The organism is Pseudomonas sp. RHF3.3-3 (assembly GCF_048069595.1).
In the GTDB taxonomy this organism is placed as follows: domain Bacteria; phylum Pseudomonadota; class Gammaproteobacteria; order Pseudomonadales; family Pseudomonadaceae; genus Aquipseudomonas; species Aquipseudomonas fuscovaginae_B.
Genome location: NZ_CP182250.1, coordinates 5301212 through 5323879 on the forward strand (window position 1 = coordinate 5301212; position 22668 = coordinate 5323879).

General features: G+C 62.5%; 27 protein-coding genes and 1 tRNA gene. 9 read left to right on the top strand and 19 right to left on the bottom strand.

The window, feature by feature from the left end:
- Positions 1–12 precede the first annotated feature (12 nt).
- Positions 13–273 carry a DUF1652 domain-containing protein gene (locus ACMGT0_RS23040; protein WP_054061476.1) on the bottom strand — a complete coding sequence of 87 codons (261 nt, stop codon included), beginning with the start codon at positions 271–273 and terminating at the stop codon, positions 13–15.
- 331 nt (positions 274–604) lie between these two features.
- On the opposite strand from ACMGT0_RS23040, the gene ACMGT0_RS23045 reads away from it, so the two are divergent.
- A complete protein-coding gene (locus ACMGT0_RS23045; RefSeq protein WP_054060399.1) occupies positions 605–865 on the top strand; it encodes a hypothetical protein in 261 nt (86 codons plus the stop codon).
- Here ACMGT0_RS23045 and ACMGT0_RS23050 read toward each other — a convergent pair whose 3' ends face one another.
- Together ACMGT0_RS23050 and ACMGT0_RS23055 are read right to left on the bottom strand one after the other, a co-directional pair.
- Positions 866–1384: a DUF4142 domain-containing protein gene (locus ACMGT0_RS23050; RefSeq protein WP_054060400.1), complete on the bottom strand. Its 519-nt coding sequence runs from the start codon at positions 1382–1384 to the stop codon at positions 866–868.
- A gap of 174 nt (positions 1385–1558) precedes the next feature.
- Positions 1559–1969 (bottom strand): hypothetical protein, encoded by a 411-nt coding sequence (locus tag ACMGT0_RS23055; RefSeq protein WP_416769930.1) that lies wholly within the window; start codon positions 1967–1969, stop codon positions 1559–1561.
- Positions 1970–2091: 122 nt separating this feature from the next.
- Between ACMGT0_RS23055 and ACMGT0_RS23060 the strand changes: the two genes are divergently transcribed.
- Positions 2092–2586 carry a DUF1543 domain-containing protein gene (locus ACMGT0_RS23060; protein WP_054060402.1) on the top strand — a complete coding sequence of 165 codons (495 nt, stop codon included), beginning with the start codon at positions 2092–2094 and terminating at the stop codon, positions 2584–2586.
- Positions 2587–2593: 7 nt separating this feature from the next.
- On the opposite strand, the gene ACMGT0_RS23065 is transcribed toward ACMGT0_RS23060, so the two are convergent.
- Positions 2594–3511: a LysR substrate-binding domain-containing protein gene (locus ACMGT0_RS23065; protein ID WP_054060410.1), complete on the bottom strand. Its 918-nt coding sequence runs from the start codon at positions 3509–3511 to the stop codon at positions 2594–2596.
- Between the two features lie 119 nt (positions 3512–3630).
- Here ACMGT0_RS23065 and ACMGT0_RS23070 point away from each other — a divergent pair, with 119 nt between their 5' ends.
- The gene (locus tag ACMGT0_RS23070) at positions 3631–4266 is read left to right on the top strand and encodes a LysE family translocator (RefSeq protein WP_054060403.1); all 636 of its coding nucleotides are present in this window, start codon (positions 3631–3633) and stop codon (positions 4264–4266) included.
- A gap of 245 nt (positions 4267–4511) precedes the next feature.
- Positions 4512–5462, top strand: a complete 951-nt coding sequence (locus ACMGT0_RS23075; RefSeq protein ID WP_416769933.1) for an alpha/beta fold hydrolase — start codon at positions 4512–4514, stop codon at positions 5460–5462.
- A gap of 173 nt (positions 5463–5635) precedes the next feature.
- Here the strand turns inward: ACMGT0_RS23075 and ACMGT0_RS23080 are convergent, their stop codons facing one another.
- The 3 genes from ACMGT0_RS23080 to ACMGT0_RS23090 all read right to left on the bottom strand — a co-directional run bounded on the left by ACMGT0_RS23080 (position 5636) and on the right by ACMGT0_RS23090 (position 6541).
- Entirely contained in the window at positions 5636–5992 is a 357-nt protein-coding gene (locus tag ACMGT0_RS23080) for a hypothetical protein (protein WP_416769935.1), read from the bottom strand.
- Positions 5993–6166, bottom strand: coding sequence for a hypothetical protein (locus ACMGT0_RS23085; protein WP_160319894.1), 174 nt, complete (start codon positions 6164–6166; stop codon positions 5993–5995).
- Positions 6167–6451: 285 nt separating this feature from the next.
- A tRNA-Ser gene (locus ACMGT0_RS23090) sits at positions 6452–6541 on the bottom strand.
- Between the two features lie 318 nt (positions 6542–6859).
- Here ACMGT0_RS23090 and ACMGT0_RS23095 point away from each other — a divergent pair.
- The 3 genes from ACMGT0_RS23095 (at position 6860) to ACMGT0_RS23105 (ending at position 9570) form a co-directional block, all read left to right on the top strand.
- Positions 6860–7549: a crotonase/enoyl-CoA hydratase family protein gene (locus tag ACMGT0_RS23095; RefSeq protein WP_416769937.1), complete on the top strand. Its 690-nt coding sequence runs from the start codon at positions 6860–6862 to the stop codon at positions 7547–7549.
- Between the two features lie 179 nt (positions 7550–7728).
- Positions 7729–8454: a lysophospholipid acyltransferase family protein gene (locus ACMGT0_RS23100; RefSeq protein WP_416769938.1), complete on the top strand. Its 726-nt coding sequence runs from the start codon at positions 7729–7731 to the stop codon at positions 8452–8454.
- Positions 8455–8598: 144 nt separating this feature from the next.
- Positions 8599–9570, top strand: coding sequence for a magnesium and cobalt transport protein CorA (locus ACMGT0_RS23105; RefSeq protein WP_054060408.1), 972 nt, complete (start codon positions 8599–8601; stop codon positions 9568–9570).
- A 73-nt stretch (positions 9571–9643) separates the two neighbouring features.
- On the opposite strand, the gene ACMGT0_RS23110 is transcribed toward ACMGT0_RS23105, so the two are convergent.
- The 3 genes from ACMGT0_RS23110 to ACMGT0_RS23120 form a co-directional block, all read right to left on the bottom strand.
- Complete coding sequence (locus tag ACMGT0_RS23110) at positions 9644–10372, bottom strand: amidotransferase (RefSeq protein ID WP_054060409.1); 729 nt, start codon at positions 10370–10372, stop codon at positions 9644–9646.
- A gap of 106 nt (positions 10373–10478) precedes the next feature.
- Positions 10479–12620 (bottom strand): 3-hydroxyacyl-CoA dehydrogenase NAD-binding domain-containing protein, encoded by a 2142-nt coding sequence (locus ACMGT0_RS23115; protein WP_416769941.1) that lies wholly within the window; start codon positions 12618–12620, stop codon positions 10479–10481.
- A 19-nt stretch (positions 12621–12639) separates the two neighbouring features.
- Positions 12640–13845: an acetyl-CoA C-acetyltransferase gene (locus ACMGT0_RS23120; RefSeq protein WP_054059943.1), complete on the bottom strand. Its 1206-nt coding sequence runs from the start codon at positions 13843–13845 to the stop codon at positions 12640–12642.
- Between the two features lie 562 nt (positions 13846–14407).
- Here ACMGT0_RS23120 and ACMGT0_RS23125 point away from each other — a divergent pair.
- On the top strand, positions 14408–14884 hold the full coding sequence (locus ACMGT0_RS23125; RefSeq protein WP_054062960.1) for a rhodanese-like domain-containing protein: 477 nt from the start codon (positions 14408–14410) through the stop codon (positions 14882–14884).
- Between the two features lie 10 nt (positions 14885–14894).
- Complete coding sequence (locus tag ACMGT0_RS23130) at positions 14895–15704, top strand: c-type cytochrome (protein WP_416769944.1); 810 nt, start codon at positions 14895–14897, stop codon at positions 15702–15704.
- A 292-nt stretch (positions 15705–15996) separates the two neighbouring features.
- On the opposite strand, the gene ACMGT0_RS23135 is transcribed toward ACMGT0_RS23130, so the two are convergent.
- The 9 genes from ACMGT0_RS23135 to ACMGT0_RS23175 all read right to left on the bottom strand — a co-directional run bounded on the left by ACMGT0_RS23135 (position 15997) and on the right by ACMGT0_RS23175 (position 22367).
- Positions 15997–16335: a ribonuclease E inhibitor RraB gene (locus ACMGT0_RS23135; RefSeq protein WP_054059946.1), complete on the bottom strand. Its 339-nt coding sequence runs from the start codon at positions 16333–16335 to the stop codon at positions 15997–15999.
- Between the two features lie 211 nt (positions 16336–16546).
- A complete protein-coding gene (locus ACMGT0_RS23140) occupies positions 16547–16783 on the bottom strand; it encodes a hypothetical protein (protein ID WP_054059947.1) in 237 nt (78 codons plus the stop codon).
- A gap of 240 nt (positions 16784–17023) precedes the next feature.
- The gene (locus tag ACMGT0_RS23145; RefSeq protein ID WP_054059948.1) at positions 17024–17629 is read right to left on the bottom strand and encodes an START domain-containing protein; all 606 of its coding nucleotides are present in this window, start codon (positions 17627–17629) and stop codon (positions 17024–17026) included.
- 34 nt (positions 17630–17663) lie between these two features.
- Entirely contained in the window at positions 17664–17918 is a 255-nt protein-coding gene (locus ACMGT0_RS23150; protein WP_054059949.1) for a YkgJ family cysteine cluster protein, read from the bottom strand.
- 149 nt (positions 17919–18067) lie between these two features.
- Positions 18068–18586: a hypothetical protein gene (locus tag ACMGT0_RS23155; RefSeq protein WP_416769947.1), complete on the bottom strand. Its 519-nt coding sequence runs from the start codon at positions 18584–18586 to the stop codon at positions 18068–18070.
- Between the two features lie 130 nt (positions 18587–18716).
- Positions 18717–20159, bottom strand: a complete 1443-nt coding sequence (locus ACMGT0_RS23160) for a PLP-dependent aminotransferase family protein (protein ID WP_054059951.1) — start codon at positions 20157–20159, stop codon at positions 18717–18719.
- A 220-nt stretch (positions 20160–20379) separates the two neighbouring features.
- A complete protein-coding gene (locus ACMGT0_RS23165) occupies positions 20380–21192 on the bottom strand; it encodes an OmpA family protein (protein ID WP_416769950.1) in 813 nt (270 codons plus the stop codon).
- Positions 21189–21545, bottom strand: coding sequence for a DUF4398 domain-containing protein (locus ACMGT0_RS23170; protein WP_054059953.1), 357 nt, complete (start codon positions 21543–21545; stop codon positions 21189–21191). Before ACMGT0_RS23170 ends, ACMGT0_RS23165 begins: the two co-directional genes overlap by 4 nt.
- Before the next feature lie 9 nt (positions 21546–21554).
- The gene (locus ACMGT0_RS23175) at positions 21555–22367 is read right to left on the bottom strand and encodes a substrate-binding periplasmic protein (RefSeq protein WP_416769952.1); all 813 of its coding nucleotides are present in this window, start codon (positions 22365–22367) and stop codon (positions 21555–21557) included.
- Between the last annotated feature and the right edge of the window lie 301 nt (positions 22368–22668).

Sequence of the window (22668 nt, forward strand, 5' to 3'; positions counted from 1 at the left end):
AAAGGGTGGCTGCTAGCCGGCCACCCGCGAAGTACGCGCCGAAGACGCCTGGTTGCTCTGCAACTCCGCGCGCAACTCGGCCACCAGGTTGGCGATGGCCCTGGCGCTGGTCAGGGTGTTGCTGGAAATCCCCGTCACCAGCAGGTCCACCCTACCGGTCGGTTCGTCGAAGACCTTTACCGTCAGCGATGAGTCAGGCGCCACTGTGCACTGGCAGCGCAGGGGCAGGAAGCCGAGCTCGATGATGTTGCGCAGTTCAAGAATGGAAATCACGTCTATACATCCTTTTGAAGTGACAAGACACACGGGCATTCATTGCCCGTCTGTGAGCCTAGGCTATGTATGAAATCGCTTGAAACTTGGTTATGCGGCGTTAAAAACCGGCTCGGAATGCTCATTGACAACCAGTCAAGTCGGGCGCGACCCCGGGCGTTCCTCGCCGGTTTTTGCCTTGCCTAACCTGCGTTTCAAACAATTTCGTACACAGCCTAGCAGGCCCGAGCCGTCAGATTTGGCGTAACATGAACTTACATTCTTGTAACACGACGCGAGAGGGGATTCTATCCTTTTGAGTGGACTGCCCACCGGACATGGAGCCTTTGGAATGGACACACTGAGCAAGTCGGAAATCGAGGCCGAACTGGCCTCCCGTTTGCCCAGCTACGAAGTCGAATGCACGCTGCATTCCGATGGAACCCTGTCGGCGATCCTCAGTGGCCCCAATGCCGATCACTTCGCCGTGACCGGCATCGTCCGGGCCGACTACCGCGGGCGCGAATCCCTGGCCCGGTTGGCCAGGGAAATCCTCGAGGAAATGGTCCTGTCGCGCCAGGGCAGCAAGACCAGTCGACTGCAGCGGCTGTGATCAGTCGCCCTTGTGATGACTCATTTCCAGTTTCCTGGCCATGTCCAGGTGCATGCGCAGCTTGGGCAAGGTCTGCTCGGCGAACGCCTTCAGTTCGGGCGACTGCGACTGGCTGGCCTCGTCCTCGTACAGCTTGATGGCTTGTTCATGGGCCTTGATCTGGTTGGCCACGTACGCGACGTCGAATGACTCGCCTTCCTGCACCTGCAACATCAGTTTCCTGGCCCGGTCCATGATTTGCGCATCGGAGGCCATCGGCAGGTCGTGCTTGCTGGCGATGGCCTTGAGGTCGCGATTGGCGTCGGTATGATCCTTGATCATTTCCACGGCGTAGCTGTTGATATCCGTGGCGGACGTCTTCTGGATCGCCAGGCGGCTGGTTTCGATCTCGGCGATACCGGCCGCCGAAGCGCTGTCGATAAACTCGGCCGGGGTCTGCGCCTGTACCTGGGTGGCCAGGCTGGCGCCGAGGATCAGGCTGAAAAACATCGGGCGTAGTCGTGGGGCCTTTCGGCTCATGGCTGTCCTCCTGTTGAAAAACCGTGCTCTACCGGGTTGTGAATTCCCCAGGCGGCAAAGGTTTAGAAAAAACTGCACGACAGCGACGAACGGCGGGCCAAAAAAAGCCCGCGGGAGGGCGGGCAAGGGAAGCTTTTGAACGAGCGATCACACTATATCCGCCGCGCGAAACCGTCACAGTGAAAGAATTTTCATCTTCCGCGTGGCTTGCCGCAGGTCATGGCAATTCCCTTCCAGACCAAGGCGCCCAGGCACCGGCAAAGGCGGCGGGGCGTCATTTCCAGCCCCTTGGGTCGACACAATTGCACAATTTTTCATGGAGGTTTCACCGAAGATATCGCCTATAAAAGGCCGGTAGCCACCGGAAACATCGCCATGACTCCCCCCCGCTTTTTCCTCACCTATCCCGCCTCCCCACGCCATTTCGCCCTGTTGGACCAGAACGGCATCTGCCTGGCTTTCAAGAGCTGCCGAACCCGGCCGCAGAATGGCAACTGGGTCGATGTCGAGGAGGTTTGCCTGGCCTGGCTGCATCGGCCACTTCCCGCCAGCGCCCGCAAGCACACGGGCAATCGCGAAGAGCATTGAGCACCTCCCTCCTGGGGTGCCGCCCTTGGGGCAAGCTTCTGTCCGAGCAACTGCGACATAATGGCAGGCACGCTGGAAAAACGGCGCAGACCGCGCCGATCTCTCAAAAAGGAACAGAAATGTTGTGGGTGGTGATGCTGGGCGGAAAACATCCCCGGGCCAAGATAGAAGTACATGATGTCGCCTTCGTCCGTGCCGACAGCCTGGCGGCGAGCTATCCGCAGTTGCGCCAGGACTGGTTCGGCAGCCAGAAGGGCCTGCATATCGATGCCTGGATGCGGGTCGATGGCGTCGAGCGCTGGAAGGTCGGCTTCAGCGACCTGGCCCCCGCGCCCGGCTCGCCACGGCTGTTCTTCATCAATCTTGGCGGCTATGAGGCCGGGGTCTATGGCGAGGCCCACCGGTATCTGCTGGTGGTTGCCGAAAACAGCGAGCAGGCCAAGGCCAAAGGCAAGCGGCAGATGCTCCGCGAGTGGGAAAAGCCCCACACCGACGCCCTGCTCGACGTCGACGACTGCCTGCCGATCGACCAGGTGGGCGGGCGTTATGTCGAGCTGCTGGAAGCACCGCACCGGGGTATCGTGCAGGGCAACGACTACATCGTCCTGCCCTGACCCTGGCTCAGAGAAATTCGATCTGCGGCAGTTCCAGCTGCGGCAATTCGCCATTGAGGAAATCGCGGAACGCCAGGATCCGCTCCTTGCGCAGGCTGCCCTTGAGCCAGACCAGGTAGTAGCTGTCGCCGGTACCGACGGCGGTCATGAACGGCAAGGCCAACAGGCCGTCACGCACATCCTCCAGCACCAGGCCAAGGTCGGCGATCGATACGCCGTGACCACGCATCGCCGCGGATATGCCCTGGTCGAGGGTACCGAACACCTTGCCGCGGTCGAGCCGGACCCGTTCGTCGAGATCGAGGCGGCGCAACCAGCGACGCCAGTCCCGGCGATCCGCCGACGGGTGGATCAGTTCGTGGTGCTCCAGGGTTTCCAGGCTCCACGGCTCCGAGCCCAGGGCCTTGCTCGAGCAGATGGGAATCAGCCACTCGTCAAACAGCTTGCAGCATTCGGTCTGCGCCCCGAAATGCCCATCGCCGAGCAGGATCGCGCAATCGTAGGGCTCGGCGTAGAAGTCCACGCTGTCGATGTCCATCCACACGCTGGACAATTGCACCGGCAGCCCGGGTTCCACCGTCTTGAGTTTCTCCAGCACCTGCAGCAGCCAGCGCATGGTCAGGCTCGACGGTGCCTTGAGGCGCAGGTGACTGGCATTGGCCCGAAACGGCAGACAGGCGTCCTCGATCAGCTTGAAGCCGGCCTTGAGCTCCTGGGCCAGGCCTTGCCCGGCGTCGGTCAGTTGCAGTTTGGGGCCCTTTCTCTCGAACAGATGGCAGCCGAACAACTCTTCCAGATTACGGATATGCCGGCTGATGGCACTCTGGGTCAGCGACAGTTCCTCGGCCGCCCGGGTGAACGAGCAGGAACGCGCCGCCACCTCGAAGGCACGCAGGGCATAGAGCGGGGGGATACGTTCGGCCATGAAGACACCAAGCATGATTAATAATCATAGTTGGTCACAGATTTATCCATTTTTCAAACCGCCCGTGTCGCCTCAGGCTTGGCGTCCTCGAATCCCCGTACAAAGGCGACATCCCTGCCATGAACTTCTCGCTACTGCTGCTCTACGTGCTCAGCGTTGCCCTGCTGATCGTCACCCCGGGCCCGGTGGTCGCCCTGGCGATCAACACCAGCCTGAAGGCTGGCACCGGCCGCGCCATGCTCACGGTGCTCGGCACCAATGGCGCCTCGCTGATGCTCGCCCTGCTGGCGGTACTGATCCTGGCCGGCAGCCTGTCGCTCAACGAACACCTGCTGAACCTGGTGAGCTTCATCGGCTGCCTGTTCATCGGCCATCTGGGCCTTCAGGGGCTCAAGGACGCCCTGCGCACACCAGTGGACGACACCGTGCAGCAACCGCTGCCCAGTTCCCGCAGCGGTTTCCTCAAAGGTTTCCTGGTGGGTATCTCCAACCCCAAGGACATTATCTTTTTCGTGTCCTTCTTCCCGCAGTTCATCCAGATCACGCCTTCGTTCGGCCACAGCGCACTGCTGCTGACCGTACTCTGGGCCCTGGTCGACTTCATCATCCTGGGTCTGTACATCCATCTGGCCAACCGGATGTTCTCTGCCCGACACAAGGCCAAGGTGACTTTCGCCTCCAGCCTGGTACTGCTGCTGGTGGCAATCTTCGGTGCCGGCTACGCCGCCCGGTCGATGCTGGTGGCCCTGCATTGAAAGGCGTGTTTCAGTCATCATTCGATCAATGAATGATGATTAGCGCCATCCCGCGTTTCTGCTAGTGTCCTGTCTCGGAAATAGCGAGTGGCTTGGGTGTTCGGCCAAGGCGCCGCGACGAGTCATAGCAGGGCTATGGCGAGGAGCGGCAACGCCGGCCGGGCGCCCAGGACGCCGCCAAAAGTGCACAGCCTATTTCCGAGACAGGACACTAGGGTCGATACGTCCGATCAGGAGCCCACGGGATGAACGCACTCGAACAGCACAGCTTGTCCGTCAACGGCATCACCCTGAGCGTGCATGTGGCAGGTCCCCAGGAGGGTCGGCCGGTCTGGCTGCTGCACGGCTTCCCGGAGTGCTGGCACTCCTGGCGCAAGCAGGTACCGGCGCTGGTTCAGGCCGGTTACCGGGTCTTCGTCCCGGAAATGCGCGGCTACGGCCGCAGCAGCGCACCGCCGGACAGCGCAGCCTACGCATTACTGACCCTCTGTGGCGACATCCAGGCCGCCATGCAGGCCTTCGCTCACGAGCAGGTCGCCATGATCGGCCACGACTGGGGCGCACCGGTAGCCTGGCACCTGGCGCTGCTGGAGCCGCAGCGGGTCCGGGCCCTGGTGACGTTGTCGGTGCCCTTCGCCGGCCGTTCCAAACGCCCGGCCATCGAAAGCATGCGCGAGTTCTTCGCCGATCGCTTCAACTACATTCTCTACTTCCAGCAGCCGGGTGTTGCCGAGCAGGAACTGGATGCGGACATCGATCGCACCCTGCGAACCTTCATGGGCGATACCGAGGTGTTCCTGCAGAGCAAGCCGGCCGACGCCAGGCTGTTTGACGGCGTGAACATGCCCTCGGCACTGCCGCACTGGTGCACGGAAGAAGACTTCGAGGCCTATCGCCAGACCTTCGCCGGCAAGGGCTTTCACGGCGCTCTGAACTGGTACCGCAACTTCGAACGCAACTGGCAAGAGACCGAGTTCCTGGCCGGGGCCCAGGTACTGCAACCGACACTGTTCATGGTCGGCGACCGCGACCCGGTCGGTGCCCTGGAAGCGCATACGATCAAGCGCATGCCCACCGTGGTGCCCCATCTGGAACAACAGGTGCTGGAGGATTGCGGGCACTGGATCCAGAACGAAAAGCCCGAGGAGGTGAATGCGGCGTTGCTGGATTTTCTTGGGAGGAACTACACCCAGTAAAACACGCCTAGGCTGTGTACGAAATTGTTTGAAACGCAGGTTAGGCAAGGCAAAAACCGGCGAGGAACGGCCGGGGTCGCGCCCGACTTTACTGGAGTAAATGAGCATTCCGAGCCGGTTTTTAACGCCGCATAACCAAGTTTCAAGCGATTTCGTACATAGCCTAGGGAAACTCAGGGGATTTTCGACGAGACAGCAGGCTCGGAATGAACACTTTTCCCCGAATACCTCTTGAGCCCCGAAGGAGAAAGAACCTCCCCACAAACGAACAGTAACCCCAGAAATCCCGCAATGCTCAGAGATGCCCTCGAGGCAATGGCGGCATGCATGAAGTCGCTCGAAAAGCTCGCACCCACCATCAGGCAGAAGGGAAACAACGAAGCGCCGTTGAGCAGTGAGGCAATCGAGTCCGTCGTCGTAATCTGCCGCCTGCAGCGCCATTGCTGGACAAAGCTTGTCAACACACAGACTGCCGCGATGATCAGCGTGATGCCTTCACTGCCGATTTCGTGGCCGAAGGCACTGATCATTCAGGCAATCGCCAGAACCTTGATGGCGACAAAGGCAACACTGGCCCCGACAGCGCCCGCCAGCCATTCACCAGCAGCGGAGTCTCCCGTGCCAAACAGTACATTCGCAACCGCGATCCCCAGCAAGGCACCGGAAAGGACGAGTCGCGGAGTCTTCAGGTCAGGCATGAACATGGAGATTGCTCCCGTGGCGAGCCGTCGAGAGTCGCGGCTCAATGGGTTCAGAATGACTTATTTCCCGGCTGGCGTCCCGATCAAAAGCGGCCGTGCCCCGAGCAAATTGTTTGTCGGTATTACGATTTGGAAAGGTTTACCTGAGCAGGTAGGGAAAAGCCGAGGGAACTGTCAGTGATTAGGCTGACTACCGCAGAACACGGATTCACCCGACCAACTTTCCAGCCCCGGAAACACAAAACCCCTGGCTTCTTGAGATAGCCAGGGGTTCTGCTATATCGAATTTGGCGGTGAAGGAGAGATTCGAACTCTCGATACAGTTTCCTGTATACACACTTTCCAGGCGTGCTCCTTAAGCCACTCGGACACTTCACCGTATCTCGTCAAACCGATTCAGTCTGTCGAGGCGCGCTAATGTAGTCGAAAGCGTTCCCGATGGCAAAGGTTTTTTTCAGAATTTTCATGCGGTTAAGTCAAATAGCCGATTTTCCGCCATGGGCGCTCCCATCGATCAGGGCAAACCCGCCAATCTCCGGCCCGGCTCGCCGCCTTCGACCCGGCTGGAGCGGACGCCTGGCGCCCGCCCGCGCCGCGTCCCGGTGGCAAAGCCTGACTCACCAGTCAGTCACGACGCTTTACCTGCCTCGTGCGGCTGGGTAACGTCTGCTGCACTTCTTTATAAGGAATTACGTCATGAGTGAATTGATCTCCTACCACCTCGACGACGGTATCGCGACCCTGACCTTGAACAATGGCAAGGTCAACGCCATTTCCCCGGACGTGATTGCCGCCTTCAACGTCGCCCTGGATCAGGCCACCGCCGACCGTGCCGTGGTGATCATCACCGGCCAGCCCGGCATCCTCTCCGGCGGCTACGACCTGAAAGTGATGACCGCCGGGCCCAAGGAGGCCGTCAGCCTGGTGACCGCCGGTTCCACCCTCGCCCGCCGGCTGCTGTCCCACCCGTTCCCGGTGATCGTCGCCTGCCCCGGCCATGCCGTCGCCAAGGGCGCCTTCCTGCTGCTGTCGGCCGACTATCGCCTGGGTGTCGACGGCCCCTTCAGCATCGGCCTGAACGAAGTGCAGATCGGCATGACCATGCACCACGCCGGTATCGAGCTGGCCCGTGACCGGCTGCGGCGCTCGGCCTTCCACCGCTCGGTGATCAATGGCGAGATGTTCTCGCCGAAAGATGCGGTGGATGCCGGCTTCCTCGACAAGCTGGTCGCCCCGGAAGAACTTCGGGAAGCCGCGCTGAACGCCGCCCGGCAGTTGAAGAAGATCAACATGAACGCGCACAGGAAGACCAAGCTGAAAGTGCGCAAGGAACTGCTGGAAACCCTGGACAACGCGATCATCCTCGACCAGGAACACCTGAACTGATCCGCACGACGCATTGCGCCCTGCAGCCCGGCTTCGTGCCGGGCTTTTTCTTGCCCGTCCAGGCCGTCTCGCCACGGTTTCCCGGCCTCCCTCCGCCAATAACCCGCGCCAGCGGATTGATTGCCGAATCCAGTGTACAACCGTACACTGTTTGACCTTTTGTCAGGGAAGCTCGCCAGATGCTGTTCGTATTACGCATGTCATTGATGGGGCTGCATTTCCTGCTGGCCGGTCTGCTCGGCCTGCTGCTGGTGCTCTGCCGCCCCTTCAACCCGGACAACAGTCGGCTGTGTGCCCGCTTCTACGCCAGGCCGGCCATGCGCATCCTGGGCCTGAAGCTCAGGGCCGAGGTCGAGTCCCTGCAGGGTCAATCGCAAAGCGGCGTGATCATCGCCAACCACCAGTCCAACTACGATCTGTTCGTGTTCGGCAATGTGGTGCCCCGGCGCACGGTCGCCATCGGCAAGAAGAGCCTCAAGTGGCTGCCGTTCTTCGGCCAAATCTTCTGGCTGGCGGGCAATGTGCTGATCGACCGCGGCAACGCCTACAAGGCGCGCCGGGCGATACGCACCACCACCGATACCCTGCAGCACAAGGATACGTCGATCTGGGTGTTTCCCGAGGGCACCCGCAACCGCGGCCAGGAACTGCTGGCGTTCAAGAAAGGCGCGTTCCAGATGGCAATCGCCGCCGGTGTGCCGATCGTGCCGGTGTGCGCCAGCACTTATGTCCGGCACATGCGCCTGAACCGCTGGAACAGCGGCCAGGTGATGATCCGCTCGCTGCCGGCGATTCCCACCGCGGGGCTGACCTCGGAAGACATACCGAAGCTGATGGCGCAATGTCGGGAACAGATGCGCGAGTGCATCGAGGCGCTGGATCGGCAGGTGCAGGCCGAGCCCTGAGCGTCGTCGCTATGGGAATATAGTGTCGGGGCCGGCTCCCACGCCGGACACAGCCTTGTGCAAGGCATCGCCATCTCCTGGAGAGAGGCCAGGCAGGCTAAGCTGCAACTTGTCTTTCCCCCTCAAGAAGAAGCGATCAGCATTATGGGTAGAGTCGTTGCGGCCGCGGTCTACAGCGCCGGCAAGAAAGTCACCAATATCACCCTCGACGAAGGTGCCGCCTGGGCGGCAAAGCCGGGACATTTTGTCTGGATCGGCCTGGAAGAGCCCAACGCCCAGGAACTGGCCAACCTGCAGAAACAGTTCAACCTGCACGAACTGGCCATTGAGGATGCCCTGGAAAAGCACAGCCGACCGAAGCTGGAAACCTTCGGCGACGCGCTGTTCATCGTCACCTATTCGCCGATCCGCAACGAGGGCAGGCTGGAGTTCATCGAGACCCACATCTTTGCCGGCAAGGGCTACATCATCACCTGCCGCAATGGGCATTCGAAATCCTACGCCCATGTCAGACAGCGCTGCGAAGCCCGTCCGCTGCTGCTGGAGCATGGTGAAGACTTCGTACTCTATGCCCTGCTGGACTTCGTGACCGAGAGTTACCAGCCGGTCAGTGAAGCCATTCATGCCGAAATCGACGAACTGGAAAAGAACGTACTGTGCAGCACGCTGAACGAGGGCGACATCCAGCGCATCCACCACCTGCGCCGGGACGTGCTGCGCCTGCGCCGCCACGTGGCGCCGATGGTCGAGATCAGCGAAGAGGTCTCGCGCCTGGCCTTCCCGTTCATCGACAAGAACATGCGTCCGTATTTTCGCGACGTGCAGATCCACGTGACCCGGCAGATGGAAGACCTGGCGACGCTGCGCGATATCGCCAGCCAGACCATCGAGATCGGCGCACTGCTGGAGTCGACCCGGCAGAGCATCGTGCAGCGCAAGTTCGCTGCCTGGGCGGCGATCCTGGCGTTTCCCACCGCGGTGGCGGGGATCTACGGGATGAACTTCCAGAACATGCCGGAACTGAGCTGGCACTACGGCTACTTCGCCGTGCTCGGGGCGATTGCAGTCGGCTGTACGGCGTTGTGGGCCAGCTTCAAGCGCTCAGGCTGGTTGTGAAGTCAAAGGCTTCGCGGGCCAGCCCGCTGCCACAGGGACTTGTGTCGCCTGCAACTCACCGTGGGAGCCGGGATCAGGCGGATCCGGCCTGCGGCTTGTGCGCGACGAAGCGCATCATCCACTCCGCCACCGTGGTGCCGTGGTGTTCCTGGTCCAGGCTGGCGACGCCCTTGGCATAGAGGGTCTCGCCGAGGTTCTCCTGGCGGATGTCCAGCAGGGCCCGCGAGTAGTCATGGATGAACTCCGGATGCCCCTGGAAGCACAGCACCTGGTCGTTGATGTGGTACGCCGCGTAAGGGCAGAAATCGCTGCTGGCGATGACCGTGGCATTCTCCGGCAGTTCGGTGACCTGGTCCTGGTGGCTGATCAGCAAGGTCAGTTCTTCGCGCACCGGGCTCATCCAGGGGGCTTTCGCGGCCAGCTTGTACTGATGGATGCCAACGCCCCAGCCCTGGTGGGCACGCTCGGTCCTGCCGCCCAGCAGCAACGCCAGCAACTGGTGGCCGAAGCAGATGCCCAGCAGCTTGTCGCCACGCTCGTAGCGGTTCAGCAGGTAGGTCTTGAGGGTCTGGATCCACGGGTCGCTGCCGAAGGAGTCGGCCTTGCTGCCCGTCACCAGGTAGGCGTCGAAGGTCAGGTCGTCACTCGGATAGTGGCCCTGCATCACGTTGTAGATACTGAACTCGGCAGTGATCGGCTGGCGGGAGAACAGACGCTCGAACATCTTCCCATACCCCTGATACTGCTCGACCAGCTCTGGACGCAGGACATCGGTTTCCAGAATGCAGATGTGTAACGACATAAAAGTACCTGACGCGAAAGACCAAAGAGTGAGGCCTGAGCCTGCCTTGAAACCTGTATTCAAGGCAAGCCCGGAACGCGCCTGCGCCAGGCGTGGTTCAGTTGCCTCAGAACCGCTCGTCCCTGGCGGCCTTGTCCAGCAATAGCGCCGGTGGCGCGAAACGCTCGCCGTACTGTTCGCTCAGGTAGCGGGCCCGGGCAACGCAGTTCGCCAGGCCGTACTGGTTGATGAACTGCAAGGCGCCGCCGCTCCAGGCGGCAAAGCCGATACCGAGGACCGAGCCGACGTTGGCATCGGCCGTCGACTGCAGCACGCCCTCCTCCAGGCAGCGCACGGTTTCCAGGGCCTGTACGAAGAGCAGGCGGTCGCGCACATCCTGGGGCGAAATCCGCCGTTCGGGGTTCTCGAAATGCCGCTTCAGGTCCGGCCACAGGTGTTTCTGCCCGCCCGCCGGATAATCGTAGAACCCGCCACCACCGGCCTTGCCGGGGCGCCTGTACTCCAGCAGCGCATCGATCACCGCGTAGGCCGGGTGACTGGGCGGCACCTTGCCTTCGGCCTGCAGGTCCCGGGCGGTCTGCTGGCGGATGTGGCTCATCAGGCTCAGCGACACCTCGTCGGAAACCGCCAGCGGCCCGATCGGCATACCGGCCTTGCGCGCCTCGGTTTCGATCATCGCCGCCGGGATTCCCTCGCCGAGCATGGCAATGCCTTCATGGGTAAAGGTGCCGAACACCCGCGAGGTGAAGAAGCCGCGGCGGTCATTGACCACGATCGGCGTCTTGCGGATCTGCTGGACGAAATCGAAGCCGCGGGCCAGGGTTTCGTCGCTGGTCTGCGCGCCCCGGATGATTTCCACCAGCGGCATCTTCTCCACCGGGCTGAAGAAATGCAGGCCGATGAACCGGTCCTGGCGCGCTACTGCCGTAGCCAGGCCGGTGATGGGCAGGGTCGAGGTGTTGGAGGCGATCACGGCCTCGCTGCCCACCACCCGTTGTGCGGCCGCCGAGACCCTGGCCTTGAGTTCACGGTCCTCGAACACCGCCTCGATGATCAGGTCGCACCCGGCCAGGTCGTCATCCGTCCCGGTCGGCCGGATGCGCGCCAGGATCGCTTCGCGTTGTTCGCCGCTCAGCTGGCCACGGGCGACCTTGCTGTCCAGCAACGCCGCCGAGCGGGCCTTGCCCTGCTCGGCCACGGCCAGGCTGACGTCCTTGAGCACCACCTCGATCCCGGCGACGGCGCTGACATGGGCGATACCCGCGCCCATCATCCCCGCCCCGAGCACGCCGACCTTGCGGGTGACATGGGGGGCAAATCCCCCGGGGCGGGAACCGCCGGCATTGATCTCGTTCAACTGGAACCAGAAGGTCCCGATCATGTTCTTCGCCACCTGGCCGGTGGCGAGTTCGGTGAAATAGCGGGTCTCGATCAGGTGCGCGGTATCAAAGTCGACCTGGGCCCCTTCCACCGCCGCACAGAGAATTTTTTCCGGGGCCGGCAGGCAACCCTGGGTCTTGCTGCGCAGGATCGACGGGGCGATGGCGAGCATCTGCGCCACCTTGGGCTCGGAGGGGCTTCCCCCCGGCAGTCGATAGCCCGGCAGATCCCAGGGCTGGCGGGCCGCCGGATGCTCGACGATCCAGGCCCGGGCCTTGGCCAGCAGCTCGTCGACGTCGCCCGCCAACTCGCCGACCAGGCCGGCCTGCAGCGCCTGCCGGGCGCCAACCTTCCGACCTTCGAGCAGGTACGGCAGCGCCTTCTCCAGGCCCAGCAGGCGCACCATGCGCACCACCCCGCCACCGCCCGGCAGCAGGCCCAGGGTCACTTCCGGCAAGCCCAATTGCACGGCCTTGTCGTCCAGGGCGATGCGGTGCTGGCAGGCCAGGCAGACTTCCCAGCCACCGCCCAGCGCAGCACCATTGATGGCCGCCACCACCGGCCGCTCCAGGGTTTCCAGGGCGCGCAACTGGGCCTTCAGTTCGAGTACGCCGTCCTGGAAAGCCTGCGCATCCGCCGGTGTGACCCTGATCAGTTCATTGAGATCGCCCCCGGCAAGGAAGGTGGGCTTGGCCGAAGTGATGATCACCCCGGCCAGATCCTCGCGCTCGGCGGTGAGGCGCGCCACGCAGGCGGCCATGGCCTGGCGATAGGCGGCATTCAGGGTGTTGGCCGTCTGGCCGGGCATGTCCAGGGTCAGGACGACGATCCGGTCGGCCCCCTTTTCGTAGCGAATGGCATCCGTCATGGCAGGTTTCCCGAACGGTTCAAAGGCGTTCGATAATGGTGGCGATCCCCATGCCGCCACCGACGCAAAGCGTTGCCAGCCCATGGCGCAACTGCCTTGCCTCCAGCTCGTCGAGCAGCGTGCCGAGCATCGCGCAACCGGTGGCCCCCAGCGGATGCCCCAGGGCAATCGAGCCGCCATTGACGTTGACCTTGTGCGGATCGACCGCCATGTCCCTGATGAACTTGAGCACCACCGAGGCAAAGGCTTCGTTGACCTCGAACAGGTCGATGTCGCCGATCTGCAGGCCGGCCTTGGCCAGCGCCTTGCGGGTGGCCGGTGCGGGGCCGGTGAGCATGATGGTCGGATCGGTGGCGGTGACCGCACTCGCCACGATCCGCGCCCGCGGCCGCAGGCCCAGTTCACGGCCCTTGTCGGGCGAACCGATGAGCATCAGCGCGGCGCCATCGACAATCCCGGAACTGTTGCCCGGGGTATGCACATGGCGGATCCGCTCGACATGGCTGTAGACCCGCAGGGCCGTGGCGTCGAAGCCCATCTGCCCGATCGCCTCGAAACTCGGCCTGAGTTGCCCCAGGCCCTCGAGGGTCGAATCGGCCCGGATGAATTCGTCATGGTCGAGCAGGACCAGGCCGTTCTGGTCCATAACCGGCACCAGGGACTTGCGGAACGCCCCCGCGGCCCTCGCCCGTGCGGCCTTCTGCTGCGACTGCAAGGCGAAGCCGTCGACATCCTGGCGACTGAAGCCTTCCAGGGTGGCGATCAGGTCCGCGCCAATCCCCTGGGGCGTGAAGTGACAATGCAGATTGGTCTGTGGATCGAGCACCCAGGCCCCGCCATCGCTGCCCATCGGTACCCGCGACATGGACTCGACGCCACCGACCACCACCAGGTCCTCGAAGCCCGAACGGACTTTCATCGCGCCCAGGTTCACCGCTTCCAGGCCCGAGGCGCAAAACCGGTTGACCTGCACCCCGGCAACGCTGACATCCCAGTCCGCCACCAACGCCGCCGTCCTGGCGATATCGGCCCCCTGGTCACCCACCGGCGTCACGCAGCCGATCACGAGGTCGTCCACTTCGCGGGTATCGAAGCCGTTGCGCTGCTGCAACGCCGTGAGCAACCCGGCCAGCAGGTTCACCGGCTTGACACTGTACAGGGCGCCACCGGCCTTGCCCTTGCCCCGGGGCGTACGCACCGCATCGAATATCAGAGCCTCTGTCATGACGTCCTCGAACCGTTCGGGTGGAGAAAAAAGCCGCGCTCCCACCTTAGGCCCGGCCCGCCAGGATTCAATGACCGAAGCGCTCATCGGCCTTGACCCTCACGCTCGGACGAACGGTAGTGTGCTAAGCGCTTGACCGGTTGAGTGCTTGCAGGTGTCTAGCCAAAGGCCCGCTAGCCAGCTGGCCATATGCCTCATGTCTTTTTTAAATAAAATTTTGCTAAACACATGGCAAAGAGTTCTAAGCCAAGTGTGACGCGGGCCCTAAGGTTATTCCTGTGGAGTTGCCGCCGGGTTTTGCCGGGGCACCAACACCGAGTCATCGAGTCGTATTTCAGGAATAACAACAAAAGGCAGTCAGCCATGTTCAAGCACTCGAAAGTCCGCCAGGCCGGTTTGATCCTATTCGCCACCACCTTGTTGCTTATCCTGCCGAACCTCACCAGGTTGGCCGGTTAGAGCCCGTGGCGCTTTTTCACAAAACCGAATTCTCGCCCCGGTCAGCTACCGGGGTTCGGTTTTGTGTGCCAATCTTGAGCCATGACTTGATGGAGACAAGCTCATGCGCCACTGGATCGCCGCCGCCCTGACAGCCACGGCACTGCTCGGCAGCTTCCACGCCCAGGCCGGGATCATCGATGTGAACCGCGCGGTCGACGAAATCCGCGACGGTGCACTTATCCTCGACCTGCGCAACAACAGCGATTTCGCCGCCGGCAATATCCACAACTCCCTGCAGGTGGACCTGACCCTGGAAGACGGCACCGGCATCAGTGCCGAAGGCCTGGCCTACCAGTTGCGCCTGGTGGTACTCGACCCGAACGCCACCGTGGTGATCTACAGCGACACCAACCAGCACGCCCTGGAAGCCGAGGACACGCTGATCCGGCGTGGCTACTTCGGCATCGTCAATGGCGGCAACTACAGCGAACTGCGCGATGCGCTGTTCGATCATGTCGAGGACACCCCGACCTGGGTCTTCGACAATGACGACGATATCGCCGACCAATCCAACCCCACCACCGCCCCGATCGAATAAGACCCCACGAATGAAACACCTGATCCTGCTGACCACCGCCCTGCTCTGCAGCCAACTGCATGCCGCCCAACTCACCCTCGACCTCGGCTCCGGCGCCCGGATCTGGGAGACCGAGGCGCTGCTGGCCCACCCCAAGGCACAGACCATCACCATCGACGACGATGTCTCCTACAAACGCCAGATGACCTATCGTGCGGTGCCGGTGGCCGTGCTGCTGGACGGCGTCAAGCCTGACGATCACCTGCAGGCCGTGGCGCTGGACGGGTTCGCCGCCGAAATGAGCGCTGCGCCGCTGCTCGGCAAAAGTGGTGCCCAGGCCTGGCTGGCGGTGGAAGACCCGGCCAGACCCTGGCCGCCACTCGCCGAGGGCAAACCGGGCGCCGGGCCGTTCTACCTGGTGTGGACGCATCCGGAAGCCGGACACATCAGCCCCGAACAATGGCCTTTCCAGGTCGCCAATATCCAGCGCCTGGCCCCGGTGGCGCAGCGTTTCCCGGCGTTGCTGCCGGCCCCCACGCTGGCGGCCAACGACCCGGTGAACCAGGGCTTCGCGCTGTTCCAGAAAAACTGCCTGGCCTGCCACACGCTCAACGGCGCGGGCGATGCGCAGGTGGGACCGGACCTGAACGTACCGTACAGCCCGACCGAGTACTTCGCCGAAGGCTATCTCAAGCGTTACATCCGCGACCCGCAGAGCCTGCGCCACTGGCCACAGGCAAAGATGCCGGCGTTCGCCCCGGCGGTGCTGCCGGACAGCGACCTCGATCTGCTGGTGGGCTATCTCAGGCACATGGCCCAGCGCAAGGTGCCAGTGCAATAAGCAGGCTTTTGGCTATCACCTACATAGCCAGAGTTGATTTCCGCCTGGGAGAGAGCTGGCGGATAATCCCCCCATCAAGCCGGCCAGGGCGACAAGCACCGCCCAGGCGACTTGCCCCCTTTTGCCAGGCGCCAAGCGGCGTCTGCCCGTGGATCGACCGATACCTCGTCCGCGCCCCCTGCTTCCCATTCGGCCACCCTCTGCGGTGGCCTTTTTTTGCGCCCACTCTACGCCGAAAACAAAAACGGCCGACCCACAGGTCAGCCGTCGTTTCAGGGAGAATTCCGTACGTTCAGTTGCGCGCACGGACCGGATGCTTGACACCCCAGCCTTCGATCACGCCGCCCAGCGGTTCGACCACCGCCCCGAAGTCGTGCTCGAAGTCATCGATGCCACCATAGGTGGCGTACATCACCTTGCTCAGTTCCAGATACCAGGCACCGTCGTCCCTGGGGCTGACCTGAGCGTTCAGGGATTCACCACGAAACTGACCTGCAGCCCTGCGCGCCCGCTCCTCGTCCGGGAAAACCGCATAGAACTCGATGGGATGGATACGTGCGAAATCAAAACCGCCTTCTTTCATGCGGCGCAGCACCTGGCTGCTGATGTCTTCTTGATAGGCTGTGCTCATGAAACGTCCTCCTCAGCAAGCGTTGGATAGACTTTCCGCGATCCCGGGCCGGGCACCCACGGTGCCGGCAGCGCGACGGATGGCCGTCGCCGGGAAACAAGCATGTAGCTGACAAGATCAGACCACCTTAGCGAATCTCTCGCTGATCTCGATTGCAGAGTAGCGTGATGCCAGCAGCTCTGCCAGAGGGTCTGAAGTAGAAAAACCGACTTTACGAAGCCGGCGCGATGCGCAGGATCTGGATGCTGTTCTGCTCCTTGAGGCTCTTGACTGTCGGCTCGTCCATGCGCCCGTCGAGATCATTGAGGTCCAGTTCGGCCGGAACCGGCAGCAAACGGGCGCGAACCCACTGTGCGGCCTGCTCCCTACTCGGTTGGTGCTCGCAATCGAAGTGCTCGACGCTCTGAACACCATGATCATCCACGAAAGTGACTGCCCACATCTTCATCGGTGTCTCCTCGCTCAAGCCCATCACGGGCCCACATATATCTGGACCTCGCGGCAACAGGGATCGTTCAAGGCGTTTGCAGGCAACCAGAACCTGTAGAAACTTGGCTTGCCCGCGAAGGCGGTGGCTCAGTCAGCGGATATGTCAGCTGGTCGACCGCCTTCGCGGGCAAGCCGCGCTCCTACAAGGGGCGGCGGTCCTGGGCTCCTGCTCCGAGGAGGGACCTGCGCCCCCGGCCGATCACTTCTCGGCGCGTTCCTTCAGGGCCTGCAGGGTATTGAAGGGGGCCTCGACCACGAACTTGTTCGCCAGCCACGAAGGCACGCTGCCGCCTGGCTCGGTGTGCACCTGGTAGGTCACCTCGGTGAGGTTGTCACCCTTGGGTACCAGCTTCCAGAAGCCATCGACCTGGGCGACGCGCACATAACCCTTTTCTTCCGGCTTGTAGGTCGGTACGCCCTGGAGCTTACGGGTCAGGCTGCCGTCGGCATTCTGGATGGTGGTGATATGCAGGTAGGAGTCGCGATCCGTGACCGGGAACGGTGCCTTGAACTGGGTGTAGGTCCAGCTCTCGTCACCCTTCTTGTCCACCAGTTTCTGCGACTTGCACTCGTGGATCCAGGCACAGGCACCGACCACATCCTCCTGCAGGGCACGGATCTTGGCCACCGAAGCCTTGATCGTCGTCACGCCCTGATAGGCCTTGTACTTGGAACCGCTCACTTCGGCGAGCGATACCTTGATGCCGTTTTCATCCTTGGCCGTCTCCCAGGTTTCCGCGTAGGCGGTCCCGGTCAACAGGGCACTCAAACCACAAACCACAGCTAAACGATGCAGCGAACCCATTTTCTTATTCCTTATTGTCGAAGGTAAACACGCGTCAAGCCGCCGTCATTTTCTCCCACCAGCCGATCAGGCGGATGGCCTCTTCACGACTACCGCCACAGACTTCCGGGTCGGCCTTGAACCCCCCACACACGGCCGGCCGCTCGGGCCGGCCGAACAGCTCACAGAGGTTTTCGACCGAGAGATGCACACAACGTTCTCCGGCCGGCTTGCCCTCGGGCATGCCCGGCAGCGGCGAGCTGATGGAAGGAGCGATACAGCAGGCACCACAACCCTCACGGCAGTTCATGGCGATACGCTCCCAGCAACGGACCCGGGGTGTGGAAGACAGAGTAACCGCTAAAACGGCTGTTTAAAATTGGTCGCACAATGGTTTTTCAATAACTGGGTAGATGACTGATCAGTCACCGACGAAGCGTCATGACCGAGAGGGGGATTCTACTGCTTGAACTCGAAATCCAGCGCTGCGCCCTCGATTTCCCGACGGCTGTCGTTACGCAGCTGCAGCTCCATTTCGTTGCTCAGCAGTCGACCGTTGAGTTGAAAAGGCGTCTGCGAGGCCGGCTTTTCCACGAACATCTGCGGCAACAGCGGCCGGCTCCTGGACAGCGGCACCTTGCCGACCGGCTGCATCTTGTTGACCAGTTCCTGGGGCAGGCTCAAGTCCAGCTTGGGCGGTGGCAGACGAGTCTTCACCACCTCATTATCGACCTTGCGTGGTTTGCCCGTGGTGGTTTTCTTTATAGGCGTGGTCTTTTTCGGCTGGGCTTTTTTCTGAGTGGCTGCGGCCTTATTCGTCGAAGCACGGGTCTGCTTCGCTGAAGTAGCCGTGTTTTCCTGCGTCGTGCCACGGGCGGCCGGCGGCTTTTCCTGGGCCTGCGCCATAACCGTACCACCAGCGCCAAGGCCGGTCAGCAAGGCAAGCAACAGCAGGCGTACAGCGAAAGTCGCGTTCATGAACTCTACGGCATCGACAACAGAGTGCCCTATGCTCGCTCGTTGGGCAGGTAATGACAAGTAATGCGATCGCGAATCGTCCCCGGATGCCACCGCCGGGAGTGCCCGCTGGCAGCTCCCGGCAGCCCGCTCAGAACAGCCCGGCCGCGGTTTCCTGGCAGAGCTGGTTGGCCAGCATGCCGAGGGTCATCAGCGCCCGTTCGGCCTCGCGGTTCCACGGAATCCCGCAGTTGAGCCGGATACAATGGTTGAACTGCTCGGTGTTGCTGAAGATCAGCCCCGGCGCAATGCTGATGCCCTGCTGCAGCGCCCGGACATGCAACTCCTGGGTGTTGACCCGTCCCGGCAGGCTGACCCAGAGAATGAAACCGCCGGTCGGACGGGTCATCTGCGTACCTTCGGGAAAATACTGCTGCACCGCCAACTGGAAGGCACTGAGATTCTTGCGGTACTCCTGGCGAATGTAGCGCAGGTGCCGGTCATAACCGCCGTTCTCCAGGTAGGCCGCCACGCCCATCTGCGTCACGCTGCAGGCCGAATGGGTGCTGAAGGTCTGCAGGCGCTGGATTTCCTGCTGGAACTTGCCGGCGATCATCCAGCCGATCCGCACGCCGGGCGACAGGGTCTTGGAGAAGCTCGAACAGTAGATCACCCGGTCCAGCCGGTCATAGGCCTTGAGCGCCTTGGTCCGGCCCACCTCGAACATCAGTTCGCCGTAGATATCGTCCTCGACGATCTGGATATCGAAATCCGATGCCAGGCGCAGCAGTTGCTTCTGCCGCTCCTCGGGCATGGTCCCGCCCAGCGGGTTGCTCAGGCGCGTGGTCAGCACCAGCGCCTTGATCGACCATTGGTTGGCCGCCAGTTGCAGGGCCTCCAGGCTCATGCCGGTGGACGGATCGCTGGGAATCTCGATGACCTTCAGGCCCAGCAGGTCGGCCAGTTGCAGCAGGCCGTAGTAGGTTGGCGACTCGGCTGCGATCAGATCACCGGGGCGGGTCAGCACCCGCAGCGACATCTGCAGCGCATCGACGCAGCCGTGGGTGATCACCACCTCGGAGGGATCGACCACCACCCCGGCATCGCGCATGCGGATCGCCACCTGGCGTCGCAGCGGCTCGAAGCCGGGGCTGAACATGTAGCTGAAAGCCCGCGGGCTGTGAAACCGGGTGACCTTGGCCAACTGCTGGTGCAGCGCCCGTACCGGCAGGTAATCCACCGACGGCACCGCCGCGCCGAATGGAAACACCCCTTCACGGCGGGATTCGACCAGCACCTGGTGGATGATGCTGCTGCGGGTGACCAGGCCCGGCCGCTCGACCCGGGCGATATCCGGCGTCGGCGCGGTCAGCGCGGGAGTCTGGTGCACGTAGTAGCCCGACTGCGGACGGGCACGGATCAGCCCCTGGTCTTCCAGGTTGGCGTAGGCCTGCAACACCGTTGCGTGGCTGACGTTGAGCTGCGAGCTCATCTTGCGTACCGAAGGCACGCGCTCGCCTGGCTGATAGACACCACGGCGGATGTCGTCGGCCAGTTGCTGCGCAATACGTTGGTAGAGCAATAGGTTGGTCATGAAGCGGCACTCGGTTTCAACGGCGTTTTTATTCTTGAAAGCAACGATACCGGAACAGTTTCAAAGTGTACTGGCACAGTTCCTACAATAGTCGACAATACAGTGACGAGAGAAGTAAAACTGTATCGGCACACCGCCAGGTGTTTCAGCCCGGGCGTTCGGGCATGAAAAAACCCGGCACCTTGCGGATACCGGGTCTGTTCCTGCATCGGCCGACGCCTCAGCGGGCTGCGCCGAGATGGCCCTTCTCGTCGGAAAACACCACCTCCACCCGACGGTTCTGCGCCCGGCCGCGCTCGGTGGCGTTCACGTCGATCGGGTATTCGTCGCCATAGCCGACGACCTCGATACGCTTTTCGTCGATGCCCAGGTCCACCAGCATGTCCGCCACGGACTGCGCCCGGTCGCGGGACAACTGCAGGTTGCTGTCCTTCTCGCCGGTGCTGTCGGTGTAGCCTTCGATGCGCACGACCCGTTTCGGGTTGAGCTGGAGAAACTGCACCAGCTTGAGGATCGCCCGGTTGGCGGAACTCTGCAGTTCGGCCTCGCCGGTATCGAACAACACGTCGCCCAGGGTCATCACCAGCCCGCGATCGGTCTGGGTGCTGGCCTGGCTGATCTGCTCCTCCACCCACTTGCCCTGCTGCTGCACGCTGATCAGCTTGGACTCGCGCAGGGCCAGTTGCAGGCGCTGACGTTCCAGTTCCAGCTTGGCGGCACGCTCCTGGTTCAGGGCCTGCTCGGTGTGCTGGCGGGCGATGTCCGAGTAGCGCTCGCTCAGGTAGGCGTAATGCGCCACATCGCCGCTGCTGCCCCAGTAGCCGGACAGGCGATCGGCGCGCGCCAGCGACTCACCGGCGCGGATCACGTCCTTGGGCGCATAACGCAGCACATTGGTGTCTTCCTTGACCTTCTGGAAGCTGGCGGAAGCCTGTTGCAGCGCCGCCTCGCTGGCCTGCTGGCCGGCGCAACCGCAAAGACTGACACAGCCCAGCGCCAGCAGGACGCCGACCATTCGGCTCGGATAGATCATTGGGCGTCTCCCAACTGCTTGCGCAGGCGCGTGATACGGGCATTGAGCAGTTTCAGTTCCTCCTCGCTCTTGGCGGTCAGCACCTGGGCTTCGGCCAGGCGCGCGTCCAGCTCGGCCTGCTCGGCCCGCATGCGGGCCTTCTTGAAGGACTGGTCGGCCATGGCGGACTTGGCACGGTCGAACTTGCCTTCGGCCAGTTTCAGTTCGGCGACTTCGTCAGCCTTGGCGCCAACCGCCCGGGCCTGTTCGAGCGCACGTTCGGTGAGACGCATTTGTTCATTCGGCGCCGGATCGGCCGCGCAACCCGCCAGGGCCACGACGGCCAGGGCAGCGAATAAAGGTCGAATACTCAAAGCAAATTCCTACTGTTTGGGGGCGCCGACCGGTTGCAGTTGCGCCTTCCAACGCTCCAGATTGCGCTGCAACACGGCCTCGGTCAGACCGGAAGCGGGCAATTCTGTCATTTTTTTTGCCAGCTGTCCGCGCAACCAGGCGTCATTGCAGGCCGAGTTGTGGGACACCGCCAGGAACAGGCCCGGCTGGTCCACCGGCTGGGCCCGCGGGGCGATGTCCCGGGCCATGCCCAGGCTCTGGGCGGTGACCATGCCGGCATACCGCCCGGCCAGGACATACTCGACCTCGCCCAGCAGCAGCTTCTGGAAGGCCTGGGGCAAGGCCGGCGTGTACTGCAGCGTCAGGTGCTGCCTGCTGAATTCCACGAACGGTTGGGTCAACCGGGCCTTCTGCGAGACGGCACCGGTGTGTCCATGCAGGTCGTTGGCGGTGTTGTAGACGAGCGTCGAATCGTTGCGGGTCCAGACCAGGAAGTCGTTCTGCACCAGCGCCGGGTGGATGTAATCCAGCGCGTCCAGTTCATTGACGGCGATCGGCGCGTCCACCAGCAGGTCCATGCGCCCGCTGCGCACCTCCTCCTGGGCCTGGGAGCGCTTGCCACCGTAGAGCACCTCGATCTTGAGGCCCAGCTCGCCGCCGACCTGGCGCAACAGGTCGGCGCTGGCGCCGATCAGGTGCACCGGATCCTCAGGGTCACGCCACAGGTAGGGCGGCGCATCCGGGCTGCCGGTGACGATCAGACGCTCGCACTTACCGACGGCGAGGGCCTGCGCAGGCAGACCGAACAGCAGTGACAATGCGGCGACGCGAAGCACGTCCATGACAAATTTCTCCAATCCACGCCGCCCCCTGTAGGAGCGCGGCTTGCCCGCGAAAGCGTCAGGTCCGTCGACATATTGGCTGGCCGAGCCGACGCTTTCGCGGGCAAGCCCTGCTCCTACAGTAGGCTGTGTACGAAATTGTTTGAAACGCAGGTTAGGCAAGGCAAAAACCGGCGAGGAACGCCCGGGGTCGCGCCCGACTTGACTGGTTGTCAATGAGCATTCCGAGCCGGTTTTTAACGCCGCATAACCAAGTTTCAAGCGATTTCGTACATAGCCTAGGCGGTGTCGCCATGACGCG